At 66.0% G+C, this 25,106-nt stretch carries 23 protein-coding genes, 2 tRNA genes and 1 pseudogene; 10 read left to right on the top strand and 16 right to left on the bottom strand.

The annotated features are described in order from the left end of the window. Both gspD and QN347_RS10865 read right to left on the bottom strand, forming a co-directional pair. The coding region (gene gspD / locus QN347_RS10870) for a type II secretion system secretin GspD (RefSeq protein WP_323494023.1) at positions 1 to 2,235 on the bottom strand (2,235 nt) is incomplete at its 3' end. Continuing rightward, complete coding sequence (locus QN347_RS10865; RefSeq protein WP_322163583.1) at positions 2,232 to 3,095, bottom strand: type II secretion system protein N; 864 nt, start codon at positions 3,093 to 3,095, stop codon at positions 2,232 to 2,234. The genes QN347_RS10865 and gspD, both read right to left, overlap by 4 nt. 117 nt (positions 3,096 to 3,212) lie before the next feature. On the opposite strand from QN347_RS10865, the gene QN347_RS10860 reads away from it, so the two are divergent. Then, positions 3,213 to 3,917, top strand: a complete 705-nt coding sequence (locus QN347_RS10860) for a 2OG-Fe(II) oxygenase (protein ID WP_322163581.1) — start codon at positions 3,213 to 3,215, stop codon at positions 3,915 to 3,917. Between the two features lie 43 nt (positions 3,918 to 3,960). On the opposite strand, the gene QN347_RS10855 is transcribed toward QN347_RS10860, so the two are convergent. The 3 genes from QN347_RS10855 to lon all read right to left on the bottom strand — a co-directional run bounded on the left by QN347_RS10855 (position 3,961) and on the right by lon (position 7,078). Then, a tRNA-Val gene (locus QN347_RS10855) sits at positions 3,961 to 4,035 on the bottom strand. Between the two features lie 130 nt (positions 4,036 to 4,165). After that, positions 4,166 to 4,438 carry an HU family DNA-binding protein gene (locus QN347_RS10850; RefSeq protein WP_133191967.1) on the bottom strand — a complete coding sequence of 91 codons (273 nt, stop codon included), beginning with the start codon at positions 4,436 to 4,438 and terminating at the stop codon, positions 4,166 to 4,168. 153 nt (positions 4,439 to 4,591) lie between these two features. Further along, positions 4,592 to 7,078 carry an endopeptidase La gene (lon, locus tag QN347_RS10845; protein ID WP_322163579.1) on the bottom strand — a complete coding sequence of 829 codons (2,487 nt, stop codon included), beginning with the start codon at positions 7,076 to 7,078 and terminating at the stop codon, positions 4,592 to 4,594. Between the two features lie 82 nt (positions 7,079 to 7,160). Between lon and QN347_RS10840 the strand changes: the two genes are divergently transcribed. The 3 genes and pseudogenes from QN347_RS10840 to QN347_RS10830 all read left to right on the top strand — a co-directional run bounded on the left by QN347_RS10840 (position 7,161) and on the right by QN347_RS10830 (position 10,208). Then, a complete protein-coding gene (locus QN347_RS10840) occupies positions 7,161 to 7,829 on the top strand; it encodes a hypothetical protein (protein WP_322163577.1) in 669 nt (222 codons plus the stop codon). Next, a pseudogene (locus tag QN347_RS10835) lies at positions 7,826 to 9,553 on the top strand (M1 family metallopeptidase). The gene QN347_RS10840 and the pseudogene QN347_RS10835 overlap by 4 nt, the downstream one beginning before the upstream one ends. 52 nt (positions 9,554 to 9,605) lie before the next feature. Beyond that, positions 9,606 to 10,208 (top strand): isoprenylcysteine carboxylmethyltransferase family protein, encoded by a 603-nt coding sequence (locus QN347_RS10830; RefSeq protein WP_322163575.1) that lies wholly within the window; start codon positions 9,606 to 9,608, stop codon positions 10,206 to 10,208. Here QN347_RS10830 and QN347_RS10825 read toward each other — a convergent pair. From QN347_RS10825 to QN347_RS10795, 7 genes are all read right to left on the bottom strand, one after another. Continuing rightward, entirely contained in the window at positions 10,203 to 10,553 is a 351-nt protein-coding gene (locus QN347_RS10825) for a GNAT family N-acetyltransferase (protein ID WP_322163573.1), read from the bottom strand. The genes QN347_RS10830 and QN347_RS10825 overlap by 6 nt on opposite strands. Positions 10,554 to 10,557: 4 nt before the next feature. After that, complete coding sequence (locus tag QN347_RS10820; RefSeq protein ID WP_322163571.1) at positions 10,558 to 10,848, bottom strand: hypothetical protein; 291 nt, start codon at positions 10,846 to 10,848, stop codon at positions 10,558 to 10,560. A gap of 57 nt (positions 10,849 to 10,905) precedes the next feature. Then, a complete protein-coding gene (gene clpX / locus QN347_RS10815; protein ID WP_322163569.1) occupies positions 10,906 to 12,174 on the bottom strand; it encodes an ATP-dependent Clp protease ATP-binding subunit ClpX in 1,269 nt (422 codons plus the stop codon). Positions 12,175 to 12,328: 154 nt separating this feature from the next. Continuing rightward, positions 12,329 to 13,003, bottom strand: coding sequence for an ATP-dependent Clp protease proteolytic subunit (locus QN347_RS10810; protein ID WP_133188610.1), 675 nt, complete (start codon positions 13,001 to 13,003; stop codon positions 12,329 to 12,331). A gap of 62 nt (positions 13,004 to 13,065) precedes the next feature. Next, the gene (locus QN347_RS10805) at positions 13,066 to 14,019 is read right to left on the bottom strand and encodes a glycosyltransferase family 2 protein (protein ID WP_322163567.1); all 954 of its coding nucleotides are present in this window, start codon (positions 14,017 to 14,019) and stop codon (positions 13,066 to 13,068) included. Between the two features lie 216 nt (positions 14,020 to 14,235). After that, positions 14,236 to 15,879: a trigger factor gene (tig, locus tag QN347_RS10800; RefSeq protein ID WP_322163565.1), complete on the bottom strand. Its 1,644-nt coding sequence runs from the start codon at positions 15,877 to 15,879 to the stop codon at positions 14,236 to 14,238. 76 nt (positions 15,880 to 15,955) lie between these two features. Beyond that, a tRNA-Leu gene (locus QN347_RS10795) sits at positions 15,956 to 16,040 on the bottom strand. Positions 16,041 to 16,173: 133 nt separating this feature from the next. Between QN347_RS10795 and QN347_RS10790 the strand changes: the two genes are divergently transcribed. The 4 genes from QN347_RS10790 (at position 16,174) to QN347_RS10775 (ending at position 17,967) form a co-directional block, all read left to right on the top strand. Further along, complete coding sequence (locus tag QN347_RS10790; protein ID WP_165954473.1) at positions 16,174 to 16,350, top strand: hypothetical protein; 177 nt, start codon at positions 16,174 to 16,176, stop codon at positions 16,348 to 16,350. After that, the gene (locus QN347_RS10785) at positions 16,347 to 16,550 is read left to right on the top strand and encodes a hypothetical protein (RefSeq protein WP_322163563.1); all 204 of its coding nucleotides are present in this window, start codon (positions 16,347 to 16,349) and stop codon (positions 16,548 to 16,550) included. The genes QN347_RS10790 and QN347_RS10785 overlap by 4 nt, the downstream gene beginning before the upstream one ends. Before the next feature lie 66 nt (positions 16,551 to 16,616). Further along, positions 16,617 to 17,258 (top strand): hypothetical protein, encoded by a 642-nt coding sequence (locus QN347_RS10780; protein WP_322163561.1) that lies wholly within the window; start codon positions 16,617 to 16,619, stop codon positions 17,256 to 17,258. A gap of 58 nt (positions 17,259 to 17,316) precedes the next feature. Then, on the top strand, positions 17,317 to 17,967 hold the full coding sequence (locus QN347_RS10775; RefSeq protein ID WP_322163559.1) for a hypothetical protein: 651 nt from the start codon (positions 17,317 to 17,319) through the stop codon (positions 17,965 to 17,967). 45 nt (positions 17,968 to 18,012) lie between these two features. Here QN347_RS10775 and gatB read toward each other — a convergent pair whose 3' ends face one another. The 4 genes from gatB to QN347_RS10755 form a co-directional block, all read right to left on the bottom strand. Further along, positions 18,013 to 19,485: an Asp-tRNA(Asn)/Glu-tRNA(Gln) amidotransferase subunit GatB gene (gene gatB, locus QN347_RS10770; protein ID WP_322163557.1), complete on the bottom strand. Its 1,473-nt coding sequence runs from the start codon at positions 19,483 to 19,485 to the stop codon at positions 18,013 to 18,015. 71 nt (positions 19,486 to 19,556) lie between these two features. Beyond that, positions 19,557 to 21,041 (bottom strand): Asp-tRNA(Asn)/Glu-tRNA(Gln) amidotransferase subunit GatA, encoded by a 1,485-nt coding sequence (gatA, locus tag QN347_RS10765; RefSeq protein ID WP_322163555.1) that lies wholly within the window; start codon positions 21,039 to 21,041, stop codon positions 19,557 to 19,559. A gap of 109 nt (positions 21,042 to 21,150) precedes the next feature. Continuing rightward, the gene (gene gatC, locus QN347_RS10760) at positions 21,151 to 21,453 is read right to left on the bottom strand and encodes an Asp-tRNA(Asn)/Glu-tRNA(Gln) amidotransferase subunit GatC (protein WP_133188626.1); all 303 of its coding nucleotides are present in this window, start codon (positions 21,451 to 21,453) and stop codon (positions 21,151 to 21,153) included. A gap of 37 nt (positions 21,454 to 21,490) precedes the next feature. Then, complete coding sequence (locus QN347_RS10755) at positions 21,491 to 22,873, bottom strand: DUF4153 domain-containing protein (RefSeq protein WP_322163553.1); 1,383 nt, start codon at positions 22,871 to 22,873, stop codon at positions 21,491 to 21,493. A 544-nt stretch (positions 22,874 to 23,417) separates the two neighbouring features. Here QN347_RS10755 and QN347_RS10750 point away from each other — a divergent pair. Continuing rightward, positions 23,418 to 24,518: a DUF3089 domain-containing protein gene (locus tag QN347_RS10750; protein ID WP_322164196.1), complete on the top strand. Its 1,101-nt coding sequence runs from the start codon at positions 23,418 to 23,420 to the stop codon at positions 24,516 to 24,518. Beyond that, the gene (gene ruvX / locus QN347_RS10745; protein ID WP_322163551.1) at positions 24,515 to 24,979 is read left to right on the top strand and encodes a Holliday junction resolvase RuvX; all 465 of its coding nucleotides are present in this window, start codon (positions 24,515 to 24,517) and stop codon (positions 24,977 to 24,979) included. The genes QN347_RS10750 and ruvX overlap by 4 nt, the downstream gene beginning before the upstream one ends. The last annotated feature ends 127 nt before the right edge of the window (positions 24,980 to 25,106 follow it).

The following is a 25,106-nucleotide window of genomic DNA, read 5'->3' as shown; positions in this document are numbered from 1 at the left end:
AGATGTGTATAAGAGACAGCACCGGTCCCGCTTCGTGCGGATTACCGTGCTCGAGCTCCGCTGCACCGGCACCATGATCCGCGGATCCTCGATATTCCCTGGCACCGGCGCGCTCGGGATCGGTGGCGCCGCGCCCATGTAATCGCGCACCAGCTGGTCGATCGACGGCTCGTCATTGGGCATCGCCAGCCCCTGCTGAAGCCGGAGATAGCCATAACGCTGCTCGGTCAGCTTGCGGCTGTCATCGGCGGTGCGCAGAATCGTCGGGCGAATGAAAATCATCAGATTGGTCTTGGTCCGCGACTTGGCCTTCGAGCGGAACAGGTTGCCGAGCCCGGGAATGTCACCGAGCAACGGGATCTTCTCGATCGTCCGCCGCTCGTTATCGTCGAGCAGCCCGCTGATCACCGCGATGTCGCCATCGTCGACGGTGCGGACGGTCTCGACCTCGCGCTTGTTGAGGATCAAGTCGCTGTTGCTGCTCGACACCGGCCCGGCGATCGAGCTGACCTCAAGCCGCAGGTTGAGCTTGACCGTTCCGCTCGAATTGACCTGTGGCCGCACCGTCAGCTCGATCCCGACATTCTCGCGCTGCGTCGTCTGGAAGGCATTGTCGAAATTGGTCGACAGCGCCTTGCCCGTGGTGATCGGGATTTCCTGCCCGACCAAGCTGTGTGCCTCCTGATTGTCGAGCATCACCAGATGCGGCACCTGGAGCAGGTTCGAGGTCGTGTCGCTCTTCACCGCGTTGATGATCGAGCCGAAGACGGTGTCGCCGATCTTGCCCGCCCAGCCGCCAAAGCCGCCGCTCGCGCCGAGCACCGAGCTGATCGCGCTTTGCGTCAGCGAATCGCTCGACGAGCTGCCGGTGCTCGTCGTGACGGTCGCGCCGTTGATCGTCGTCGTCGTCGTCGCGAGCTGCCGCGCGCCAATCGCGCCGGCGATGGTGAGCAAGCTCGGCGCCGAGTTCTGGAAGCTCGACGCGGCGAACGCGCCGCCCTTCAAGTTCGCGATCGCGAATTGCGCTCCGAGCGAGCTCGCCGTCTGGTCCGACACTTCGGCCACGATCGCCTCGACCAGCACTTGCTCGCGCCGCGTGTCGAGCTGACGCACGACGTCGGCGAGCTGACGCTGGACTTCGGCGGGCGCGGCGATGACGATTGCGTTCGCCCCGACGAAACGCGTCACGACCGAGGCGGTGCGCCCGCCCGAAGTGATCGCAGTCTGCGTCGGTGCGTTGCCGGTATTTCCTGTGTCCTGCTGCTGGACCGCAGGCGTGTTCGCTGCGCGCGAGCTGGCATTGTTGCCGTTGCTGCCACCCGACTGGCTGTTGGTGCCAAAGTTCGACGCCGACAATTGCTGGTTAGTGATCGGCGATGGCGTCTGCCCGACGAGCTGCTGGAGCACCGGCAGCAATTGCTCGGCATCGGCGTTTTCGAGGAAGATCACCTTGATCTCGGTGCCGTTCTTCGCGCGCCGGTCGAGATCCTCGGCGACCGCGGCGAGCCGCGCGACCGACGTGGCATCGCCGCGAATCGCGACCGAGTTCGAGCTGTTGACCGCAACGACGCTGACCGACGTCGCGGCGCCTGCGGGCGCCGCCCCCCCGGCACCGCCCGCGCTTTGCCCGGCGAGCGCCTGCAACGCGGTCGCGATCTCGCGCGCGCCGGCATTCTTCAGCGCGATGATCCGCGTCGAAGCGGTGTCGGTGTCGATCCGGCGCAGTACTTCGCGCACGCGGCGCACATTGTCGGCAAAGTCGACGATGACGAGGCTGTTCCCGCCGCGATTGGCGGTGACCGAGCCTTGCGGCGAGATCAGCCCGCGCACCGTATCGACCGCCGATTGCGCATCGATCGAGCGCAGCCGGACGATTTCGGTGATGTAGCTGTTGCTCGTCGCGCCGCGCGAGCCGATGCGGCTCGGCTGCGACGCGGCGTTATCGGTCGGCTGGATGCGGAACGCGCCATTGGTCGTCGGCACCGCGACGAGCCCGTTGGCACGCAGCGTCGAGAGGAAGATCTCGAAATATTGCGACTTGCTCACCGGGTGATCGGTGACGACGGTCACCTTGCCCTGCACCCGCGCGTCGATGATGAAAGTCCGCCCCGTCACGCGGGCGGCATCGGCGATGAACGCGCGAATATCCGCATCGCGGACATTCATGGTCTGTTGCGCATGCGCCGCCGTGACAAGCGTGATCGCGAGGATAGGCGCCAGGATTCGTTTCTTCATTGCCCCGCAATCGTGATGACGAGTGGTACACTGTCTGCGCCACGCTCGACCGTAAAGCCAAGCGTGCCGCCCTTTGCATATTGCGCGCCGAGACGCTCGATGTCTGCAGCGCCGCCGACCGGCTTGCCCGCGATCTGCGTTATGACGTCACCGTCGCGCAACCCTGCCGCGCGGAAGCCCGCGCCGTCGCCTTGCTGCCGCACCGTCAGCCCCGTCACGCGGCCGCCGTCGATCCGCGGGATGAAGCCGACATCGCGCCGCAACTGCGCAAAGCTGACGCCTTGCGGTCCGACCGCGGCGGGCGGTGGCGCGGTGATAGCTGCGGGTGCGCTGCCGCCGATCAGCGCTGGCCCGTTCGGCATCGCGGGCGCGACCGGCGCTTGCTCGGTCTGCGGCAGATAGAGATCTTCCGACACGCCGCCGCGATCGATCGTGACGTGGTCGAACGCGACCGCCTTCAGCCGCACGCCGGGCATGATCTCCTGCCCCACGCCGATGCTTTGCTGGACGCCGTCAGGGCCAGCGATGATCGCCGAGCCACCGCCCTGCGCTTCGTCGATCCGCACGCCGAACAGCGAGAGCTGGAGCGTGGTGACGACCGACGGCCCCGCGACATCGCCGCCGCTCGCGCGGTAGAACGGATCGAAGCCGCGCAGGATCGCCTCGGGGGAACCGGGTACGCCGCCTTGCTCGGGCCGCCATATCCCGACCGGGCCGACCGGCGTCAGCACCGCCCAGACGAGCCGCGCGCTTTGCACGGCAAGCCCCGCGATCAGCGCGAGCTCGAGCGCGGAATAGACCGTGGTAACCGGAAACCGTCGCAGAAAGGCCCGCGCCCGCGCATCCAAAACCAAGCGCATGTGGAACCCATCCCCGATCGCGACGCCATATTACAGCCCGTGTTACCGTTCCGCGGTGCCGCTGTGAACCTTGTACGTGGCGGCCGCCGAATCGGACGCGCTGCCAGCACCTGGAAAATGCGCGAAGTCTTTGGCAAAGTGTGGCGCGTGACCGATGCTCCTGCCTTCCCAGCCGCCCCCAGCTTCGGTTCGGGTCTCGATGCAGCGGCAATGGTCGCACATCTCGCCGCTCTGCCGGGGGTCCAGCGTGTTCCGTCTCCCAAGCTGACGTTGTTCGTGTGCCGCAAGTTCCTCGATGCCGAAACCTGCGCGCAGGTGCGCGACGCGGTCGACGCGACGCGGCGCCCTTCGACGGTGGCGGACTTCAACGGCGACCGCGCGTTTCGCACGAGCGAAACCGGCGATCTCGACCCGCTCGCCCCGCTGACGCAGTGGCTCGACGCGCGGATCAGCGCGTTCACCGGGCTCGACCCGGCGCACGGCGAACCGATCCAGGGTCAGCGCTACGCGGTTGGCCAGGAGTTCAAGCCGCACACCGATTATTTCGAACCGGGCGGCGTGGATTTCGATCGCCATTGTCGTAGCGCGGGCAACCGCACCTGGACCGTGATGCTCTATCTCAACGAACCCGAGGCGGGCGGCGCGACGCGCTTCAAGGCGATCAACAAGATCATCCAGCCCGAGACGGGCAAGCTGCTCGCCTGGAACAACCGGCAGGCCGATGGCACGCTCAACCCGGCCACGCTCCACCACGGCATGAAAGTCCGCGCGGGGACTAAATACGTCATCACCAAATGGTTTCGCGAACGCGCCTGGCGGTAACGTAAAAAGCCGCCGGACCCATGCGGATCCGGCGGCTGCAATATGGTGGGCGCGGCAAGGATTGAACTTGCGACCCCACCCGTGTGAAGGGTGTGCTCTACCACTGAGCTACGCGCCCGTTGCCTTTTCCGCCGGTACGGCGGGGCGAAACGGAGAAGGGCGGCATTGACGCCGCCCTGTTGCAGTCTTTTAAAACGAGCCGGCGCCGCTTGTCCAGCGCCGATGCCCAGATTTTGCGAGTCAGTCGATCAGTTGACCGAATCCTTGAGGCCCTTGCCGGCCTTGAACTTGGGCTGCGACGATGCCTTGATCGTCATCGGCTCGCCGGTGCGCGGGTTGCGGCCGGTCGACGCCTTGCGCTTGCTGACCGAGAACGTCCCGAAACCGACGAGACGGACTTCATCCCCCTTTTTCAGCGCGGCCGACACGGCTTCGAACACGGCTTCGACGGCCTTGCTTGCATCACCCTTGGTCAGACCCGACGTGTCGGCCACCGTCGCGATCAGTTCCTGTTTGTTCATGGCCACGAAACCCCCGTTTAAAAAACTACTGAAATGATTCCCAGGCGAAAGCCGATGGCGCAGTAAGGCGGCTCGCACCGGGGCTGTCAAAGCAAAAACATCCCCGCCGTCGGTCAAAACGGCGAGGATGCAGTATTATACGCCGATCCGAGCTCAGTGGTGCAGTTCACCACCGATTGCCGGGACGCCTGCCGGGGGCTGTGCCGCCAGATCGTCCGCTTCGGTCCAATCGATCGCCGTCAACGGCGCGGTTAGCGCAAGACGAAGCACCTCATCGACATGCGCCACCGGGATGATCTTGAGCCCGTCACGGATATTCGCGGGAATATCGGCCAAGTCCTTCTCGTTCTCGTGCGGGATCAGCACCGTGGTGATGCCACCGCGCAACGCCGCGAGCAGCTTTTCCTTGAGCCCCCCGATCGGCAGCACGCGACCACGCAGCGTGACCTCGCCCGTCATCGCAATGTCGCGCCGCACCGGCACGCCGGTCAGCGTCGAGACGATCGCCGTCACGATGCCGATGCCCGCCGACGGACCGTCCTTGGGCACCGCACCTTCGGGCAGATGGATGTGAATGTCCTTGCGCGCGAAGATGCTCGGCTTGATTCCGTACGAGGGCGAGCGTGCCTTGATGAAGCTGAACGCGGTCTCGATCGATTCCTTCATCACGTCGCCGAGCTTGCCGGTGATCTTCGCTTGGCCGCGCCCGGGCACGGTGACGCTTTCGATCGTCAGCAATTCGCCACCGACTTCGGTCCAGGCGAGCCCGGTGACCGCACCGATCTGATTCTCTTCTTCACCCAAGCCGTGGCGATACTTCTTCACGCCGGCGAAGTCGGACAGATTGTCGGGCGTTACGGTGACGCTCGTCGTCTTGCCCTCGAGGATCTGGCGCAATGCCTTGCGCGCGAGCTTGGCGATCTCGCGCTCGAGCGTGCGGACACCGGCTTCACGCGTATAGTACTGGATCAGCGCGCGAAGACCCTCGGTGGTGAGCGTGAACTCACCGTCCTTCAACCCGTGCGCCTCGATCTGCTTCTCGATCAGGTGGCGTTCGGCGATCTCGACCTTCTCGTCCTCGGTATAGCCTTCGAGCCGGATGATCTCCATCCGGTCGAGTAGCGCCTGCGGGAGGTTGAGCGTGTTCGCGGTGGTCACGAACATCACGTCCGACAGATCAACGTCGATCTCGAGATAGTGATCCTGGAACTTGGCGTTCTGCTCGGGGTCGAGCACCTCAAGCAATGCCGACGCCGGATCGCCGCGGAAATCCTGGCCGAGCTTGTCGATCTCGTCGAGCAGGAACAGCGGGTTGCTGGTGCCGGCTTTTTTGAGGTTCGTCACGATCTTGCCCGGCAGCGAGCCGATATAGGTGCGGCGATGCCCGCGGATCTCGGCTTCGTCGCGCACGCCGCCCAAGGACTGGCGGATGAACTCGCGGCCGGTCGCCTTGGCGATCGACTTGCCGAGCGAGGTCTTGCCGACGCCGGGCGGGCCGACGAGGCACAGGATCGGCCCCTTCAGCTTGTTGGTACGCGCCTGCACCGCGAGATATTCGATGATCCGGTCCTTGACCTTCTCGAGCGCATAATGGTCCTCGTCGAGCACCGCTTGCGCGGCCGAAATATCCTTGCGGATCTTCGACTTCTTGCCCCACGGGAGGCCGAGCAGCACGTCGAGGTAATTGCGCACGACGGTCGCCTCGGCGCTCATCGGCGCCATCGTCTTCAGCTTCTTGAGCTCGGCGGTCGCCTTGGTGCGCGCCTCCTTCGAGAGTTTCATCGTCGCGATCTTCTGCGTCAGCTCGGCGATCTCGTCGCCTTCGCCGTCATCGCTCTCGTTGCCGAGTTCGCGCTGGATCGCCTTCAACTGCTCGTTGAGATAATATTCGCGCTGGGTCTTCTCCATCTGGCGCTTGACCCGCGACTTGATCTTCTTCTCGACCTGCAGAACGCCGAGCTCGCCCTCCATGAACGCGAACACCATCTCGAGCCGCTTGGCCGGATCGCGCTCGATCAGCAGCGCCTGCTTGTCGCTGACCTTGACCTGGATGTTGGCGGCGACCGCGTCGGCGAGCTTCGAGGGATCCTCGATCTCGCCGAGCTGGACGGCAGTCTCGGCGGGCAGCTTGCGGTTGAGCTTGGCGTAATTCTCGAACTGGTCGATCACCGAGCGCATCAGCGCCTTGAGATCGGGGCTGAGATCGTCGGGCGTGATCTCGCCAACGCGGTCGCCCAGCTCAGTGCTCGCGGCTTCGAGCTCGTCCAACCCGGCATCCCCCTCGAGCATCTCGACTTCGGCCGACAGATAGCCGTCGCTCTGGACGAGCGAGGTCAGCGCGGCGCGGCGCTTGCCCTCGACCAGCACGCGGACGGTGCCGTCGGGCAGCTTGAGCAATTGCAGCACGACCGCAGTGACGCCGATCTCGTACAGATCGTCGCGATCGGGGTCGTCCTCGCTCGGATCGAGCTGCGCGACCAGGAAAATCTCCTTGTCGGCGGCCATTGCGGCTTCCAGGGCTGCGACCGACTTGTCGCGACCGACGAACAGCGGCACGATCATGTTGGGGAAGACAACGATGTCGCGCAGCGGCAGGACGGGATAAGCCTGAGTGGACGGGGTGGAAGAAGCTTGGGTCATGGATACTCCGAGATCGCGACAAGGCCGCGTGCTTGCCCCCTTATATGGGGGGAGTTGCCGATCCATCAATCGTCGTGCGATTTTGGGCGGAACGATCGCGATCGCAGCGCTGCCGCAGGCGATCGGTGCTGCGGGGCACGGTGGCGACGCGGTGGCTCGCGCGATGATCGCTGCGGGCGGGCAAGACCGGCTGGCGCGCGTCCGCGTGCTGACGTGGAGCGGCATGGCACGGATGATGCTCGGCAAGACCCCGGTCGACTTGCACGTCGAATGCCGGATCGAGCCGTTCGCACGGTCGCGGTCGGACAGCTGGCTCGTCAGCGAAACGCGCAGCGCCGCGCGGACCGTGATGATCGAGCGCGACACCGCCTTTCTGGTGCAGGACGGCGCGCAGACGACGCTCGCCGCCGCGCAGGCACGCTTCGAACGCCAGCGGCTCGGCGCGTTCGCCTATCTGCTGCTTGCCCCGGCCTTCGTTTCCACCGCGGGCTATAACCGGCTCAACGCCGCGCGCGACGGCTATCCGCCGATCGCACTGACGCTCGATCGCGACGGACGGATCGCCGCGGCCGATTATGTGCTGACGGCACCCGAACCCGGCGCCCCCGCGATCCGCCAGCATTTCAGCTTTGCCGGCAGCGTGAATGCGCAAGGCGTCCGCTTCCCGCGCGTCACGACGATGCTACAGGACGGCCGCCCGTCGCTGCGCCTGACGATCACCGATTTTTCCGTGGAACTGAGCCCCGCATGATCCCTGTTCGTATCGCGCTCCTGTCGAGCTGCCTCGCGCTGACCGCCGCCGCGCTGCCGACCAAGGGCGAGCCGCCGCTGACCGCACAGACGCAGAAATCGGGCGGGCCGATCGACGCCGAGCAGGCCAAGCTCGGCTTCGACGCCGCCGACCTCGCGTTCGAAGTGCTGCCCGAGACCGAGACGCTACGCGGCGTCGCGACGCTGCGCTTCACCGCCAAGGCGCCGCTCGCCCGGCTCGTGCTCGATCTCGACCGCAATCTGCCCGTCGATGCGGTATCCGTCGACGGCACCCCGCTTGCGCCATCGGCTTGGCGCAATCCCGAGGGCCAACTCGTCATCACGCTGCCACGCATGGTCGCGGCGGGCGGACGCGTCACCGCCAAGCTGACCTATGGCGGCACGCCGCACGTCGCGGTCAACGCGCCGTGGGACCCCGGCGTCGTCTGGGCGAAGACCCCGAGCGGCGCGCCGTGGTTCGGCACCACCGCAGAGGGCGCCGGGTGCGACCTGTTCTGGCCGTGCCTCGATTTTCCGACCGGCGAGCCGGGCCTCGTGACGCTCCACATCACCGTGCCCAAGGGCCTGAAGGCGCCGTCGAACGGCGTGCTGCTCGGGGTCGACACGCTCGCCGATGGGCGCACGACATGGAACTGGCGCGTCAAGCACCCCAACACCTATGGCGTCGCGCTGACGGTCGGGCCGTTCGAGGAGATTTCGGGCAGCTACAAGAGCCGCTACGGCAACACGATCCCGATGGCCTATTGGTATCTCCCCGGCGAAGAAGCCAAGGCCAAGGCGCTGTTCGCCGAATTCGCGCCGACGCTCGATTTCTTCGAGGGCGAAGTCGGCCCCTACCCGTTCGGCGACGAGAAGCTCGGCGTGGTCGAGACGCCGTACAAGGGCATGGAGCACCAGACGATCAACGCTTACGGTAATGGCTATGCCAAGGCGCCCGAAGGCTTCGACTGGCTGTTCCAGCACGAATTCGCGCACGAATTCTTCGGCAATCAGCTGACCGCCGCCAATTGGGACGATTACTGGCTGCACGAAGGCTATGGCAGCTATATGCAGCCGCTCTACGGCCGCTGGCGCGAGGGCGAGGCGCGCTATGCGACGATGCTCTCCGACCAGCGTAACAAGATCGCCAACCTCCGCCCCGTCATCGCCGGCAAGATCCGCACCGAGGAAGAGGTGTACGAGATCAGCAAGGGCGGCCCCGGCCAGGACATCTATTACAAGGGCTCGTGGATGCTCCACAGCCTGCGGACCCTGATCGGCGACCGCGCGTTTCGCGATGTGACGCGGCTGATCGTCTACGGCCGGCTCGACCCGCGGCCGGGCAATTTCACGCCGCGCTACGCGTCGACCGCCGACTATGAGCGGATCGTGCAACGCGTGACGGGCAAGGACTATCGCTGGTTCTTCGACGTCTATCTGCGCTAGGCGGCGCTGCCAGAATTGGTCGAGACACGCAGCGCGACCCGGCTGACATTGCATTGGCAGGCGCCGGGCGGCGGGGTGTTCCCGATGCCGGTCGATGTGCAGATCGGCAAGCGGATCGTGCGGCTTGCGATGGCGGGCGGCTTTGGTAGCGTCGCGGTCCCGCGCGGGGCGCACCTCGTGATCGATCCGAACGCCAAGCTGCTGCGCCGATCGATCGCGATCGAGGACTATCAAGCGTGGCGCGACGCAGCGGCAAAGGCCGCCAAACCGGCCAGTTGACACCGCGGTGTCATAGCTGAATACTACAGCGCTGTTGCAAGGGGGCTTGGCCATGAATTTCATCCCGTTGGACTCGGTCGGGCTTCCCGGACTCGCGGCGTTTGCGATCGGCATACTCGCGGGACTGACGGCGCTGCTGCTGGCGCGCGCGCGTGGCCGGAGCGCCCCGGCCAGCCCCGATTCAGGACGCCGCAACGCCTCGATCCTGTGGATCGTCGTGCAGGGCTTGGGGATCGGCAGCGCCGGGCTCGGCCGAATCCGCATCGCGCTCGATCCGCTTTCGGCCAAGGCGCTGATCGAGGCGGGCGTCGTGCTCGCGCTGATGCTCGCGGCGGCGTGGCTGTTCGACTCGGCGTCGCGCGCGATGGGGCGGAACTGGGCGCTGGTCGCGCGGACGCGCGACGACGGGCAATTGGTCGAAACGGGGCCGTTCGCGCTGATCCGCAACCCGATCTACGTCTCGCTGGCGTTCGTGATGATCGCGATGGCGATCGCTTATGGTCACACCGCGAGCCTTGTCGTCGGCATCCCGCTCTTCGCGCTCGGCACATGGATGCGCGTGCGGCACGAAGAGGTGGTGCTGCGCGCGGCGTTCGGGCCCGCGTTCGATGCCTATGCCGCGCGGGTCAAACGCTTCGTGCCGGGCCTCCTATGAACTGGCTGGGCGCAGCATCGACCAGAAGCGCGGGCCTCCCTTGGGCACGCTCCATTCGGCGGTGATCTCGAAGCCGAGCGCGCGGTAGAAAGCGAGGTTCCGCTCGGTTGCGGTTTCGAGATAGGCCGGGAGTCCGCTCCCGAGGAGGCGATCGAGCCCGCCGCGCACCGCGGCCGCGCCGAAGCCCCGGCCCTGTGCCGCGGGATCGCAACCTGCGATGTGAAGATACCACGCGGCCTCGCGCGGGAAATGCGCCGAGATCGCGTTCGACACCGCCAGCGCGCGGCCGATCGATCCGCCGAGCGCGCGCCACAGCGGCCAGGCGTGGAGCAGCATCGTGAGCATGCTGTCAGACGTTTGCCCCCGGCGCACGCCACAGCGTCGCCGCCTCGCCGCCAGCGGTCACCAGCCGGATGCCGCTGGACGCATCGGAATCGAACAGCACGCCAAACAGCCGCGGCAGCCGGAGCGCACGGTCAGCAGGATCGGGAAAGATATAGGCCATCGCCGGATCATCGGCGAAAGCGCGCGCGAGCAGCGCGACGATACGGTCACGATCGGCGGTGCCGGCAACCCGGACACCCGCGACAGGGTCAGCGTTCCGGTCGGGACGCACGACGGACCCGCGCGAAGGCGTCATCGGACGCCTCCGCGCACGCAGCGCCCTGCCCCGCGAACGGGACAGGGGCTGACCAGATTAGGCCGCGCCCGCGCCGGCCTTTTCCTTCTTGCCGTAGACGCGGATCGGCTCCTTGCGGCCCTCGATCACGTCCTTGTCGATCATCACTTCCTCGACGCTGTCCATACCGGGCAAGTCGAACATCGTGTCGAGCAGGATCCCCTCGAGGATCGAGCGCAGCCCGCGCGCACCGGTCTTGCGGTCGATCGCCTTCTTGGCGACCGAGACGAGCGCTTCGTCAGTGAAGCCGAGCTTGACCGCCTCCATGTCGAACAGCTTCTGATACTGCTTGACCAGCGCGTTCTTCGGCTCGGTCAGGATCGTCACCAGCGCCGGCACGTCGAGATCCTCGAGCGTCGCGATCACCGGCAGACGGCCGACGAACTCTGGGATGAGCCCGAACTTGAGCAGATCCTCGGGCTCGACTGCCTTGAGCGTCTCGCCGGTGCGGCGTTCCTCAGGGCTGGCGACATAGGCCCCAAAGCCGATCGACTTGCCCTGCAGACGATCGCCGATGATCTTCTCGAGGCCGTTGAACGCGCCGCCGCAGATGAAAAGGATGTTGGTCGTGTCGACCTGCAGGAACTCCTGCTGCGGATGCTTCCGACCGCCCTGCGGCGGCACCGACGCCGTCGTACCTTCCATCAGCTTGAGCAGCGCCTGCTGGACGCCCTCGCCACTGACGTCGCGCGTGATCGACGGGTTTTCGGCCTTGCGGCTGATCTTGTCGATCTCGTCGATATAGACGATCCCGCGCTGCGCCCGCTCGACATTGTAGTCCGAGGCCTGAAGCAGCTTGAGGATGATGTTCTCGACGTCCTCGCCGACGTAACCGGCTTCGGTCAGCGTCGTCGCATCGGCCATCGTGAAGGGCACGTCGAGGATGCGCGCGAGCGTCTGGGCGAGCAGCGTCTTGCCGCAGCCGGTCGGCCCGACGAGCAGGATGTTCGACTTGGCGAGCTCGACATCGGCGCCCTTCTGGCCGTGGTTGAGACGCTTGTAATGGTTGTGCACCGCCACCGAGAGCACACGCTTGGCGCGCTTCTGGCCGATCACATAATCGTCGAGCACGTCGCAGATTTCCTGCGGCGTGGGCACGCCGCCATCCTTCTTCGAGACGAGCGCCGACTTGGTCTCCTCGCGGATGATGTCGTTGCACAGTTCGACGCATTCATCGCAGATGAACACCGTCGGTCCGGCAATGAGCTTGCGGACTTCATGCTGCGACTTGCCGCAGAAGGAGCAATAAAGCGTGCTCTTCGAATCGCCGCCGCTGAGCTTCGTCATTCTAACCATCCTTGGCGCCACCAGGCGCGCATATGCGGAACGTGTATCCTAGACCGTCCTCGCGCAATCCGACAATCACCAAAATACCCGGTGATGTCAGCACCGGGACGTACGTATGACGCCCCGGTGCCCAACAGAACCTTAACCGGCAAGCTTACGCCGAGGTCAGCGCAGGCGGCGTGCTCGAATCGTCGGGCAGTGCCGGACGCTTGTCGAACACCTGGTCGACCAGGCCGAAATCCTTGGCTTCGTGTGCCTCGAGGAAAGTATCGCGATCCATCGCGCGCTCGATCTCCTCGAGCGGCTTGCCGGTATACTGCGCGTAGAGCGCATTCATCCGGTTCTTGATGCGCTGGATTTCCTTGGCCTGGATCTGGATGTCCGACGCCATGCCCTGCGCACCACCCGAAGGCTGGTGGATCATGATCCGCGCATTGGTCAGCGCGACACGCATGCCCGGCTCACCGGCGGCGAGCAGGAACGAGCCCATCGAGGCGGCCTGGCCCATGCAGACCGTGCCGACGCGCGGACGGATGTACTGCATGGTGTCATGGATCGCCATGCCCGCCGTGACGACGCCGCCCGGCGAGTTGATGTACATGAAGATGTCCTTCTTGGGGTTCTCCGACTCCAGGAAGAGCAGCTGTGCCGAGATGACCGAGGCCATATGGTCCTCAACGCCGCCGGTCACGAAAATGATGCGTTCGCGCAGCAGTCGCGAATAAATATCGAAGCTGCGCTCGCCGCGGTTGGATTGCTCGATGACGATCGGAACGAGGCCGTCATTGATGGGGGCCAGAAAGTCGCCGGTGTCGAACGGATTGCGCATGATGAGCCTTTTAGTCCTTTATGCCCCTAGAACCGCATACATCGGCGCTGCACGAAACGAGTTCAAGCCCCGACGGCGTCCGAGCGACGGTCATCGCCACCGGGAGCGCGGTGGCTGAGATAAGCAAGCCGCCGCACTTCGCGCCGGCCGCGGACCACCGTGTCGAGGATCAACCCGGTAAAGACGTTGAGCGCGGCGAGGATCGCGAGGCCGACGACCAGCACAGCGGTCGGCAGCCGTGGCACGAGGTGCGTGTGCATATAGGTCACGATCAGCGGGATCCCGAGCGCGAGCACGGCGAGCGACAGCAGGGCTGCGATCGCGCCGAAGAACAGCAGCGGCCGCTCGATCCGGTAGAGCGTGATGATCGTGCGTGCGATGCGGAAGCCATCGCGATACGTGCTGAGCTTCGATTCGGACCCTTCGGGCCGCGCGAAATAGGCGGTCTCGATCTCGCCCGTCGGCATCTTGAGTTCGAGCGCATGGACGCTGATCTCGGTCTCGATCTCGAACCCGGCCGAAAGCACCGGGAAGCTCTTGACGAAGCGCCGTGAGAAGACGCGGTACCCCGAGAAGATATCGGTGAAACTGCGCCCGAAGAGCTGCGCGAGCATCCCCGTCATCGCCTTGTTGCCGAGCACGTGCCCGCGACGATACGCAGCGGTGACCTGCGTCACGCGGCTGCCGACGACCATGTCGAGCTGCTCGTCGAGCAGCCGCGCGACCAACGCCGGCGCGGCGGTCGCGTCATAGGTCGCATCGCCATCGGCCATGACGTAGATGTCGGCATCGACGTCGGCGAACATGCGGCGGACGACATTGCCCTTGCCCTGCATCCGCTCGGTGCGAACGACGGCGCCCGCCGCGCGCGCCACGGCGACGGTGTCGTCACGGCTGTTGTTGTCATAGACGTAGATGGTCGCATCGGGGAGCGCGGCGCGGAACGCCGCAACGGTCTGCGCGATGGCGGTGCTCTCGTTGTAGCACGGCAGCAGGACGGCGATACGGGATGTCATGGCCGAGCCTTAGGGCGTTATCGTGACGGGTTCGACTGTTTTGTGGTGTGCGGCGTGGCGTCTGCGTTTGCCGCCGCCGGCCCAGACCTTACAACGCCATCACCCCGGCCTCGTGCCGGGGTCCACCATGCCGCTCGACGTATCGTCCGGGGCGAGGTGGACCCCGGCACAGGGCCGGGGTGACGGATGATGGAGTCGAGCGGGCGGGTGTGCGCCTTATTCGGCCTTGTCGGCAGCAGCCTTCTTCTTGGCAGCCGGCTTCTTTACGGGGGCAGCAGCCTCCTCAGCCGGAACAGCCTCGGCCTCAGCGTCGGCAGCAGCGGCGGCGTTCTTGGCGGGCGCCTTCTTGGTCGCGGCCTTCTTCACCGGCTCGGCTTCGACAAGATCGTCGCCAGCGGCTGCCGGCTCGACGTCAGCCGCTTCCATTTCCTTGGCGTCGTCGGCAGCGGGCTTCGCCTTCTTAGCAGCCGCCTTCTTTGCCTTGGGCTTGTGGTTGTCGTGATCGTGGGTGTGCGTGCCGCTCGAGAAGCCTTCTTCGCTCTCGATCGCCGCTTCGAGCTCTTCGCGCGTCACTTCGCGGTCCGAAATCTCGGCCTTCTCGAACAGGAAGTCGACGACCTTGTCCTCGTACAGCGGCGCGCGCAGCTGCGCTGCCGCCATCGGCTCCTGCTGGATGTACTGCAGGAAGCGCTGGCGGTCTTCGTTGTTATAGTTCTGCGCGGCCTGCGCGATCAGGCGGTTCATTTCCTGCTGGCTGACTTCGACGCCATTGGCCTGGCCGATTTCCGACAGGAGGAGGCCAAGGCGCACGCGGCGCTCGGCGATCTTGCGGTAATCGTCGCGCTCGGACTCCATCTCGGCGAGTGCTGCCGCGGGATCTTCCTCGTGCGTCGCTTCGTGCTGGAGCTGCTGCCAGATCTGGTCGAATTCGGCTTCGACCATCGACGGCGGCACTTCGAAATCATGGCCTTCGGCGAGCTGGTCGAGCAGCTTGCGCTTCATGTGGGTGCGCGTCAGGCCGTTGAGCTCCTGCTCGATCTGGCCCTTCAGGAGACCGGTGAGCTGCTCGAGGCTCTCGAGCCCGAGCGAGGTCGCGAGGCTGTCGTCGATCACGCTTTCGCCGGCGGTCTTCACCGCGGTGATGCTGAGGTCGAAGGTCGCGGGCTTGCCGGCGAGTTCCTTGGCCTGATAATCCTCGGGGAAGGTCACGGTGATCTGGCGCTCGTCGCCGACCTTAACGCCCACGACCTGCTCCTCGAAGCCGGGGATCAGACGGCCGGTGCCGAGCTCGACCGACATGTCGCTGCCGGTGCCACCCTCGAACGCCACGTCGCCGACCTTGCCGACGAAGTCCATGACGACCAGGTCGCCCATCTGCGCTTCGTGGCCCTCGGCTGCGTCGTCCCACTTCTTCTGCTGGTCGGCGAACTTCTGGAGCTGTGCCTGGACCGTCGCGTCGTCGGCAGGAACGGTGAGGCGCTCGAGCTTGAGCGCGTCGATCGCCGGGGTCGGCACGTCGGGGAGCACTTCGAGCGTGACGGTGATCTGCGCATCGTCACCGAGCTTGAAACCTTCGGCGAGCTCGACCGAGGGCTGCAGCGCGGGGCGCAGCTTCTGCTCGGCGATCAGCTCCTGGATGCCCTGCTGGATCGAGCTGTTGAGCGCGTCCTGCATCAGCGCGTCGCCGTGCATCTTGCGCACCAGGTTCGCGGGCACCTTGCCGGGGCGGAAGCCGGGCATCTTCACCGTCGGCGCGACGCGCTTCAGTTCGGCATCGACACGCGAATCGATATCCTTCGCGGTGATCGTCAGCGTGTAGGCGCGCTTGAGGCCTTCGTTCAACGTCTCGACAGTCTGCATTTCAGATCTCACGCCCAATGGATAAGGAGTTCAGGGATAGTGTGTCGCAGTCCCCATGCACAAACGCATGAGAGACTGGTGCGGGCGAAGGGACTCGAACCCCCACATCTTTCGATGGCAGGACCTAAACCTGCTGCGTCTACCAGTTCCGCCACGCCCGCAAGGACACCGCCGGTGTGGGGGGCGTCTATACCAGCCATGCGCCCGGGGGCAAGCGGGCAAACACCCGATGCCGCATCGCCACGCAACCGCTAGGATGATGGCGCGTTGATGCAGCGTAAGAGGAGAGACGTTATGGCCAGCACGCCCCCAACCGAACTGCCGATCCCGAGCGAACCCGGCCAGCCCGATTCGATGCCGACCGAACTGCCGAGCCCGACGCCCGACGTGGTCGTGCCCGATCCCGCCGGCGACCCCGGCGGTGCGCCGATCGCGCCGACCGACACCGGCATGACGGGAGATTTCGCATGAGCGATCCGCATCCCGACAGCCTGCCCGAGAACGACACCGACGCCCGCAGCGACATCGAACAAGCAGTCGAAGCGCGCAAGGACGCGGTCGAGCGCGGCGAAGGCGGGCGCGAGCCCGATGCCTTTACGTCTCCGGGCATGGAAGACGGCGTCGGCGGAACTGGCGGCGTGGTGAAAAACCAGGACGACGACGCGCAGTAAATCAGCTCCCGTTGCAACGGTCTGAATATCCGTCTAATTCCCCCCGGACATGTCCGGGGGGATACGGTGGTATTCAAGGTTTCGATAGGTCTTGCAGCCGCTTTTATCGCGTGCTTTCCCGCCGCTGCACAGTCGTCGTCATCGGATGGAGCCTGCGAACTCCATATCTGGCCAGGCGCGGGCCTTAATTCTGTTTACAGTGGCGTGTTCCACGGAGGCATCGTCAACGGTGCAGTCACCGGGCGAGACGGATATCCCGCCTTGGCGGTCGAACCCATCGACACCGCCAATCAGGTCGAACTGCTGCGAAGTGCTGCTTTGCGCGATCAACTTAACTTGGCAAAGTATCAGCCAATCGTCCACGAGGAGGCGTTGTCGAGTCGCCTCATGCGGACAAGCGTCGCGCGCATCGCGCCCTCGTCGGCGCCCTGTTATGCGGAATTTATCGTCGACAGTGTCTTCTTCCAGCAAGACATCGTCGACGGGAGTTACCTCAAGATCCTTTTCCGCTACCGCGACTTCACGACCGAGCCCGCACCACGTCGGGTCTTCAGCACCTGGACCAAGACCAAACTGACTTTGCTTCCGCCGACGCCCACAACCGACATGGTCGCCGCCGCCGCCGAACTGCGCGCGGCCTTCACCCGCGATGTCGCGCTTTTCGCAAGCGCCTTGGCAAAGCCATCCAAGACCAAAGCGTCACATTAAATAAGGCCGTCCATGACGACCCCTGGGAAAGGGGCCGAAACCAAAGGGGGAGACTATAATGACCAACGCAGTCCATCGCGTCCTGGGAGCCGCTTTCGCTACAGTCGCCTGTGCGATCGGAGGCATCGCCAGCGCTCAGGCAGCGCCGTGCGAACTTCACATCTGGCCGGCCGAACGGATGAACTCGATGACGACCGGATTGCTCGGCGGCGGTCTGCTCGATGCCGCACTTCACAGCGGGAAGGACGCTAGCAACAAAGCCCAGATGGCAAGCGCGCTCGATAGTCCGTCGCAGCTCGACGCGCTGCAGTCGCTCAAATTGACCGATCTGCTCAACCGTCAGCCCGGCACCGTCATCGTGCGCCACGAAACACCGCTCGAGCGCAAGACGATGAACAAGGTCAAGACGCGTCGGTCGGATTCGACCGCGGCCTGCTATTCCGAGCTGATCGTCGCCGATGTCTTCTATCAGAAGGCGGCGATCTACGGCCGGTCGCTGCGCACGCTGTTCATGCTGCGCGACTTCGGCAACGACCAGACGATCGATTACGAATATAAAGCCTGGGGTGGCAATGGTTTGAAGCTATTTCCCGCCAAGGAAGGCGAGGACGCGACTGCCGCGCTCAATGAGCTGGTTTCGGTGTTCGACAAGAATTTCGAGGAATATGCCAACAACGCGCGCAAGGCGATGACCGCAAAGAAAGGCTGAATACCCACAGCCAGGGCGCCCGGTTGGCCGGGCGCCCGCGTTTCTTTACCCCAGCATTTTCTTCAACACGTCGTTGACGACGCCGGGATTGGCCTTGCCGCCCATCGCCTTCATCGTCTGGCCGACGAAGAAGCCGAACAGCTTGTCCTTGCCGCCACGATAATCGGCGACCTTGTCTTCGTTCGCCGCCATCACCTCGGCGATGACGCGCTCGATCTCGCCGGTGTCGCTGGTCTGCTTGAGCCCGCGCTCCTCGACGATTTCGGCAGCGCCCTGCCCGGTCTCGAGCATGATCTCGAACACCTGCTTGGCGAGCGTCCCCGACAGCGTGCCATCGGCGATCAGGCCGAGCAGTTCGGCGGCCTGATCGGGGCTGACGGGCGAATTCTCGATGTCGCGGCCGGTGCGGTTAAGCGCGCCGAACAGCTCCGACGTCGTCCAGTTCGCCGCAGCAACCGGCGCCACGCCCGTGTCGAGCAACGCGTCGAACCAGCGCGCCGCCTCGACCTCGGCGGTCATTACCGCGGCGGCGTAAGGCGTGATGCCGAGCGCCTCGTAGCGGCGGCGCTTGGTGTCGGGCAGCTCGGGGAGCGACGCGCGGCATTCTTCGAGGAACGCGTCGTCGAGTTCGAGCGGGAGCAAATCGGGATCGGGGAAATAGCGATAATCGTGCGCGTCTTCCTTCGAGCGCATCGAGCGCGTCTCGTTGCGGTCGGGATCGTAGAGCCGCGTTTCCTGGATGATCCGGCCACCGCTTTCGAGCACGTCGATCTGGCGCTTGGCCTCCTGCTCGACCACCGCCATCACGAAACGAACCGAGTTGACGTTCTTGGTCTCGGTGCGCGTGCCGAGCTCGTCACCCGCCTTGCGGACGCTGACATTGACGTCGGCGCGCATCGAGCCCTCTTCCATGTTGCCGTCGCACGACCCGACATAGCGCAGAATCGATCTGAGCTTGCGGAGATAAGCCCCTGCTTCGGCGGGAGAAGCCATGTCGGGCTTCGACACGATCTCCATCAGCGCGACGCCCGAGCGATTGAGATCGACGTAGGAGCGCGTCGGATGCTGGTCGTGCATCAGCTTGCCCGCATCCTGCTCGACATGGATCCGCTCGACGCCGATGCGCTTGCCCGCGGCATCGGGGTTCTTGTCGTCGAGGCTGATGTCGATCGCGCCCTCGCCGACGATCGGGTGGTAGAGCTGGCTGATCTGATACCCCTGCGGCAGATCGGCATAGAAGTAGTTCTTGCGGTCGAAGCGCGACCATGTGTTGATCTGCGCGTCGATCGCCATTCCGGTGCGGACCGCCTGGCGGATGCACTCGCGGTTGGGAACGGGGAGCATGCCGGGCATCGCGGCGTCGACCAGCGACACCTGCGTGTTGGGCTCGGCGCCGAACGCGGTCGCCGCGCCCGAGAAGAGCTTGGCGTTCGAGGTCACCTGCGCATGGACTTCGAGGCCGACCACGACCTCCCAGTCGCCGGTTTCGCCGCGGATCGTGTATTTGGTGTCAGTCATGACCTAAATTCCGTTCGGGCTGAGCGTGTCGACGCCCTGCCCTTCTTTGCCCGAAGTGAAGGAGAGCGCGATCACCACCACGCCTCGGCCCGCGCGGTGAACCCGGCGCGCTGCTCGAGCGCCAGCCCGGCATTGAGCACGCCTTGCTCGTCGAGCGGCTTGCCGATGATCTGCAGGCCGAGCGGCAGCCCGGCGCCGTCGAGGCCACCCGGCACCGACATCGCCGGCAAACCCGCGAGCGAGGACGGCACGGTGAAGACGTCGTTCAAATACATCGCGATCGGATCGGCCGACTTCTCCCCCAGCGCGAACGCCGAGGACGGCGCCGTCGGGGTCAGCAGCAGGTCGCACTTTGCCCAGGCCAGCTCGAAATCACGCGCGATCAGGGTGCGGACCTTAGATGCCTGTGTGAAGTACGCGTCGTAAAACCCTGCCGACAGGACATATGTCCCGATCATGATACGGCGCTTGACCTCATCGCCGAACCCGTCGGCGCGCGTCGCGGCGTACATGTCCTGCAGCCCTGCCCCCTCGGGCAGATCGCGCAGGCCGTAGCGCACGCCGTCATAGCGCGCGAGGTTGGACGAGGCTTCGGCCGGCGCGATGATGTAATAGGCCGGCAGCGCATATTTGGTGTGCGGCAGCGAGACCTCGACGATCTCGGCGCCGGCGTCCTTGAGCCAGTCGATCCCCTGCTGCCACAGCGCGTCGATCTCGGCGGGCATATTGTCGACGCGATATTCCTTGGGAATACCGATCCGCTTGCCCTTGAGATCACCCGACAATCCGGCTTCCCACGCGGGCACCGGCAGATCGAGCGAAGTCGCGTCCTTCGCGTCGAACCCGCTCATCGCCTCGAGCAGGATCGCGCAGTCGCGGACGTCTCGCGCCATCGGCCCGGCCTGGTCGAGCGACGAGGCGAACGCGATCGTCCCCCAGCGCGAGCAGCGGCCATAGGTCGGCTTGATGCCGCTGATGCCGGTGAAGGCGGCGGGCTGGCGGATCGATCCGCCGGTATCGGTGCCGGTTGCCGCCGGGCACAGCCGCGCTGCGACCGCCGTCGAACTGCCGCCCGACGACCCGCCGGGCGCGAGCGGCGCATTGCCGCCGTCCGAGCGCCGCCACGGCGAAATCACGTTGCCGAATGCGCTGGTCTCGTTCGACGAGCCCATCGCGAACTGGTCCATGTTGAGCTTGCCGAGCATGCCCGCGCCAGCATCCCACAAATTGGCCGACACCGTTGATTCGTACGGCGGCACGAAGCCTTCGAGGATCAAGCTCGCCGCGGTGGTCGGCACGCCCTTGGTGCAGAACAGATCCTTCATCCCGATCGGCACGCCGGCGAGCGGCTTGAGCGTCTCGCCCGCAGCGCGTGCCGTATCGGCGGCATCGGCGGCGGCGAGCGCGTGGTCGGGGGTTTCGACCAGGAACGCATTGAGCGCCTTGGCCTTCGAGACGTTGGCGATGAACCCCTCGGCGACTTCGCGCGCGGAGAAGGTGCCGGCGCGGACGCCGTCGCGGATGGCGGCTACGCCGAGATCGGTGAGGTCAGTCATACGGTCATTCCCGTCGCCCCGGCATAGGCCGGGGCCGCTTCGTTGTGGTGCAGGCCGCTCGCGACGAACGCGGCGGCCCCGGCCTGCGCCGGGGCGACGATGGCGCGGATCATTCGATCACCTTGGGCACGGTGAAGAAGCCGTGCTCGGCCTGGGGAGCATTGGCCAGCACGGCATCGCGGATGCCGCCGCCGGTCAGCGGGTCGGCGTTGACGACGTCGTCGCGCAGCCGGAGGTGGTTGGGGATCACCGCGGTCATCGGCGCGACGCCGGCCGTGTCGACCTCGCTTAATTGCTCGATCCAACCCATGATGTTTTCGAGCTCGGGCGCGATGCGCACGGCATCTTCCTCGGTGATGGAGATGCGGGCGAGGCTCGCGATCTTGCTGACGGTGGCAATGGTGACTGGCATGGCCTGCGGCTAGCAGAGCGCCCGAGCCTAGCGCAACCTATTCGAACGGATCGCCGAGCGGAATGCCCCCGACGAACACGCGGCGCGCGGGAACGGCGCGGATCTCGACCTTGCCCGCGGCATCGCCCGCCTTGAGCGCGGCGCGCTCGGGCGCACTCAACGGCGCGCGCATATTTGTGTCGAGCCGCGTCCAGCTCTCGCCGGTGCGCCGATAGTGTGTGGGGCCGCAAGCCGACTGGAATGCGAATGCAGGATCGCGGCCGGAGGTCTCGACCTTCCGAGGCGTCGTTAGCTGATCGACGCAAAACCTTGAGATCGCAACTGCTTCGTCGGCACCCGGAGCATAGAGCAAGGTGCAGCGGTCTTTGACATCGGTGCTGCAGCCCTGCCAGTCGGTCAGCACCTTGCGCAGTGCGAATGGCACGGCCACCGCCACGGGCACCACGCGCAGCCGTTTGACGAGCATATCGGCGTCGGCCTGTGCGCGGTCGACACTCGCCACGTCCCAGCGGTTGGTCTTGGTCGCGACGTCCTTCGCGCGCGCCGCGATACCCGGGATCGCCGAGCGGGCGAGCCGCCGCAGTGCCGCCTTGCCAGGATCACCGAAATCGAACGCCAGCGCCGCCCAGTCGAACTTCGCGGGCGCAACCCGCCCCGATTCGAGCCGCGCGACCTGGTCGAGCGTCGCGAGCGCGTTGAAGCTCGCCAGCGGCGTGGCGAGCAGCAGCCCGACACCGGCGACGACGAACGCGATCCGCAAATTGCTCGGCCGCACATAACGGCTCCACGCCAACCGCCCGCGCAGCACCGCGACGAGATAGGCAACGCCGTAAAGGTTCGCGAACCCCACGAACACGGCTGCCCACAGCCGGTTGGGCGTCAGGCCGTATTGCGCGATCCGCAATCCCGTCGCGATCGCAGCGATCACCGCCAGCGGCAGCACCGCAAGCGCCAGCGCGATCGCGCCGAAGCGCAGCACCGGGTGGGTCGCTTCCTCGCCCGCGCCGTTGCCGACCACCGCATTGGCGAGGATCAGCGCGCCGATCACGCAGCTGAGCAGGATCGGCGTGGTCGACTTGGTCGCCTCCCACAGTGCGTCGAGCCCGGTGAAGGGCAGCGCGAGCAGAAACACCAGCAGCCCCGCGCCGAGCACTGGCGCGAGCACCTCTAGCACCGCGGTCACCACGCGCTGGAGCAGCCGCAGCACGTCGTCGCGCTCGCGCAGCAACCCGAGCGATCCGCCAAAGCTCGCGCCCGCCAGCAGCGCGGTGAACCATTCGTGGCGCAGCAGGTCGCGCAGCACATGCACGCCGATCAAGTCGAACAGCGCGGCGAGCAGCCATGCCAGCGCGAATGCGACGCCAGTGAACAGCCAGCAGGCACACCACAGCACGACGTTGGTCCATGCGTCGCCATGCACGTTGGCATAGGGGAAAGCGCACCGCAGCGTGATCGCGCGCGGTCTGGAACAGCGGCACGGCGATCGCGATCGCGATGAACAGACTCGCGCCGCGCCAGCTGTACCACGCGCCCCAGCCGCCACCGTTCCAATAGACGATCAGGCCCGCGACCGCCCCGATGCCGATCCCGAAGGCCGCCGCCCACCACCAGCGCCGCCGCTCGAGTGCGAAGCCAAAGGTCACCGCCCCCGTACCGATCGCGGTGGTCAGCGCGATTCGCCACGCCGCCGGGTCGATCACGGGAAAGTGGGGGCTGCGGTCGAGCAGCTGCTGCACCGCGAGCGCGGCGAGCGCGCCGACCACGGCGAGCAGCATCGGCCGCAACGGCCAGCCATGGGTATCGCGTTCGAATCCCGGACTTTCGTTCATCGCATCGCTCCCCCGCGCCATGCCCACACCAACGCCAGCACCAAGGCGATTGCAAGCGCGGCGATCCTGCGGCACGGAAAACCGCAGCACGCTTGCATGGGCACCGCCGCGCCATGCCGTGGGAGGTCGACCGGTTTGGCGCGCAAGTTTCTCTACATCTTCACCGTGCTGATCGTGATCGTGATCGCGGGTGCGTTTGCCTATGCAATCTGGGGCACCGAGCTGATCAAGCTGGCGATGATTCCGCGCGCCGCCTTCATCGCCGAGCCGCGCCAGCCCGCTGCTGCGTACCGCCGCGCCGAGATGTGGCTCGCGCGCCCCGACAAGCCGGGCAATCCGGCGCTATGGCTTCCGCCCGGCTACGCGCCCGCCAACGACACGCGCGCGGCGGTGTTCTTCATCCACCCGACCTCGTTCCTCAACCGATCGCGCTGGAACGCGCCGCTCGACGATGCCGAGGCCAATGCCCGCGCCGAGCTGTTCCTGCGCGGCCAGGCCAGCGCGTTCAACGCCGTCGGCGCGATCTGGGCGCCGCGCTATCGCCAGGCGACCTTCGGTGCGTTCCTGACGACGCAAGATAATGCCGCCAAGGCGCTCGACCTCGCTTATGGTGACGTCGCGGCGGCATTCGACGCGTTCGTGGCGCAAGCGGGCGACCGGCCGATCATCCTCGCCGGCCACAGCCAGGGCGCGCTGCACCTGCTGCGGCTGCTGCGCGAGAAGATCGCTGGCACGCCGCTGCAGAAGCGGATCGTCGCCGCCTATGTCGTCGGCTGGCCAGTGTCGCGCAGCGTCGACCTGCCCAAGCTTGGCCTGCCCGAATGCCGCAGCGCAGATCAGGGCGGCTGCATCCAGTCGTGGGAGAGCTTCGCCGAACCCGCCGAGCCGTCGCTGGTGCTCGACACCTACAACGCCAGCCGCGGCAGCGATGGCACGCCGCGCCGCGGCACGCCGATGATCTGCACCAATCCGCTGACCGGAACCCCCGATGCGACCGCACCCGCAACCGCCAATCTCGGCACGCTCGTTCCCTCGGCCGATCTCTCGAGCGCGACGATCGTCGCGGGCCAGGTTCCGGCGCGCTGCGATTCGCGCGGGCTCCTGCTGATCGGCGATCCGCCCAAGCTCGGCGGCTACGTACTGCCGGGCAACAATTACCACGTCTACGACTACAGCCTGTTCTGGGCGAACGTCCGCGCCGATGCGGCACGACGGCTGGCGGTCTTCGCGAAATGATCACGACCGATCGCACCGAATTCCGTGCCGCGCTTCCCGCTGGTGGTCGGCTGATCGGGCTCGACGTCGGCACCAAGACGATCGGCACCGCCTTGTGCGACGCCGGGTGGAGCTTCGCCTCGCCCGCCCTGCTGATCCGCCGCACCAAGTTCCAGAAGGACAAGCTCGCGCTCGCCGAGATGATCGCGGCGCAGCAGGTGAAGGGGATCGTCATCGGCCTGCCGCTCAATCTGAACGACGGCAGCGAGAGCCCGCGCAGCCAGTCGAGCCGGGCGTTCGCGCGCAACATGGCCGATCTCGACCTGCCGATCTTCCTGCAGGACGAGCGCTGGTCGACCGTCGCGGTTACGCGCACGCTGATTGAGCAGGACGCGAGCCGCGCCAAGCGTGCCGAGCTCGTCGACAAGATGGCCGCTGCGTACATCCTGCAAGGCGCGATCGACGCGCTCGTCGCGATCTAGCCGCTAAAGCCCGTTCGCGGCCCAGTCGACGCGATCACCGCTGGCTATCCGGTCGTGCATGCCGCTCGATCCGGGTGCACCGCTCGTCGCTCGGCTGGGCGCTCGCCAGACGCCTTCCAGCGCTTCC

Source organism: Sphingomonas sp. 10B4, assembly GCF_035019905.1.
GTDB lineage: Bacteria > Pseudomonadota > Alphaproteobacteria > Sphingomonadales > Sphingomonadaceae > Sphingomonas > Sphingomonas glacialis.
Note: the sequence above shows the minus strand (reverse complement) of the source record. Positions and strands in the feature narration are given on the sequence as shown.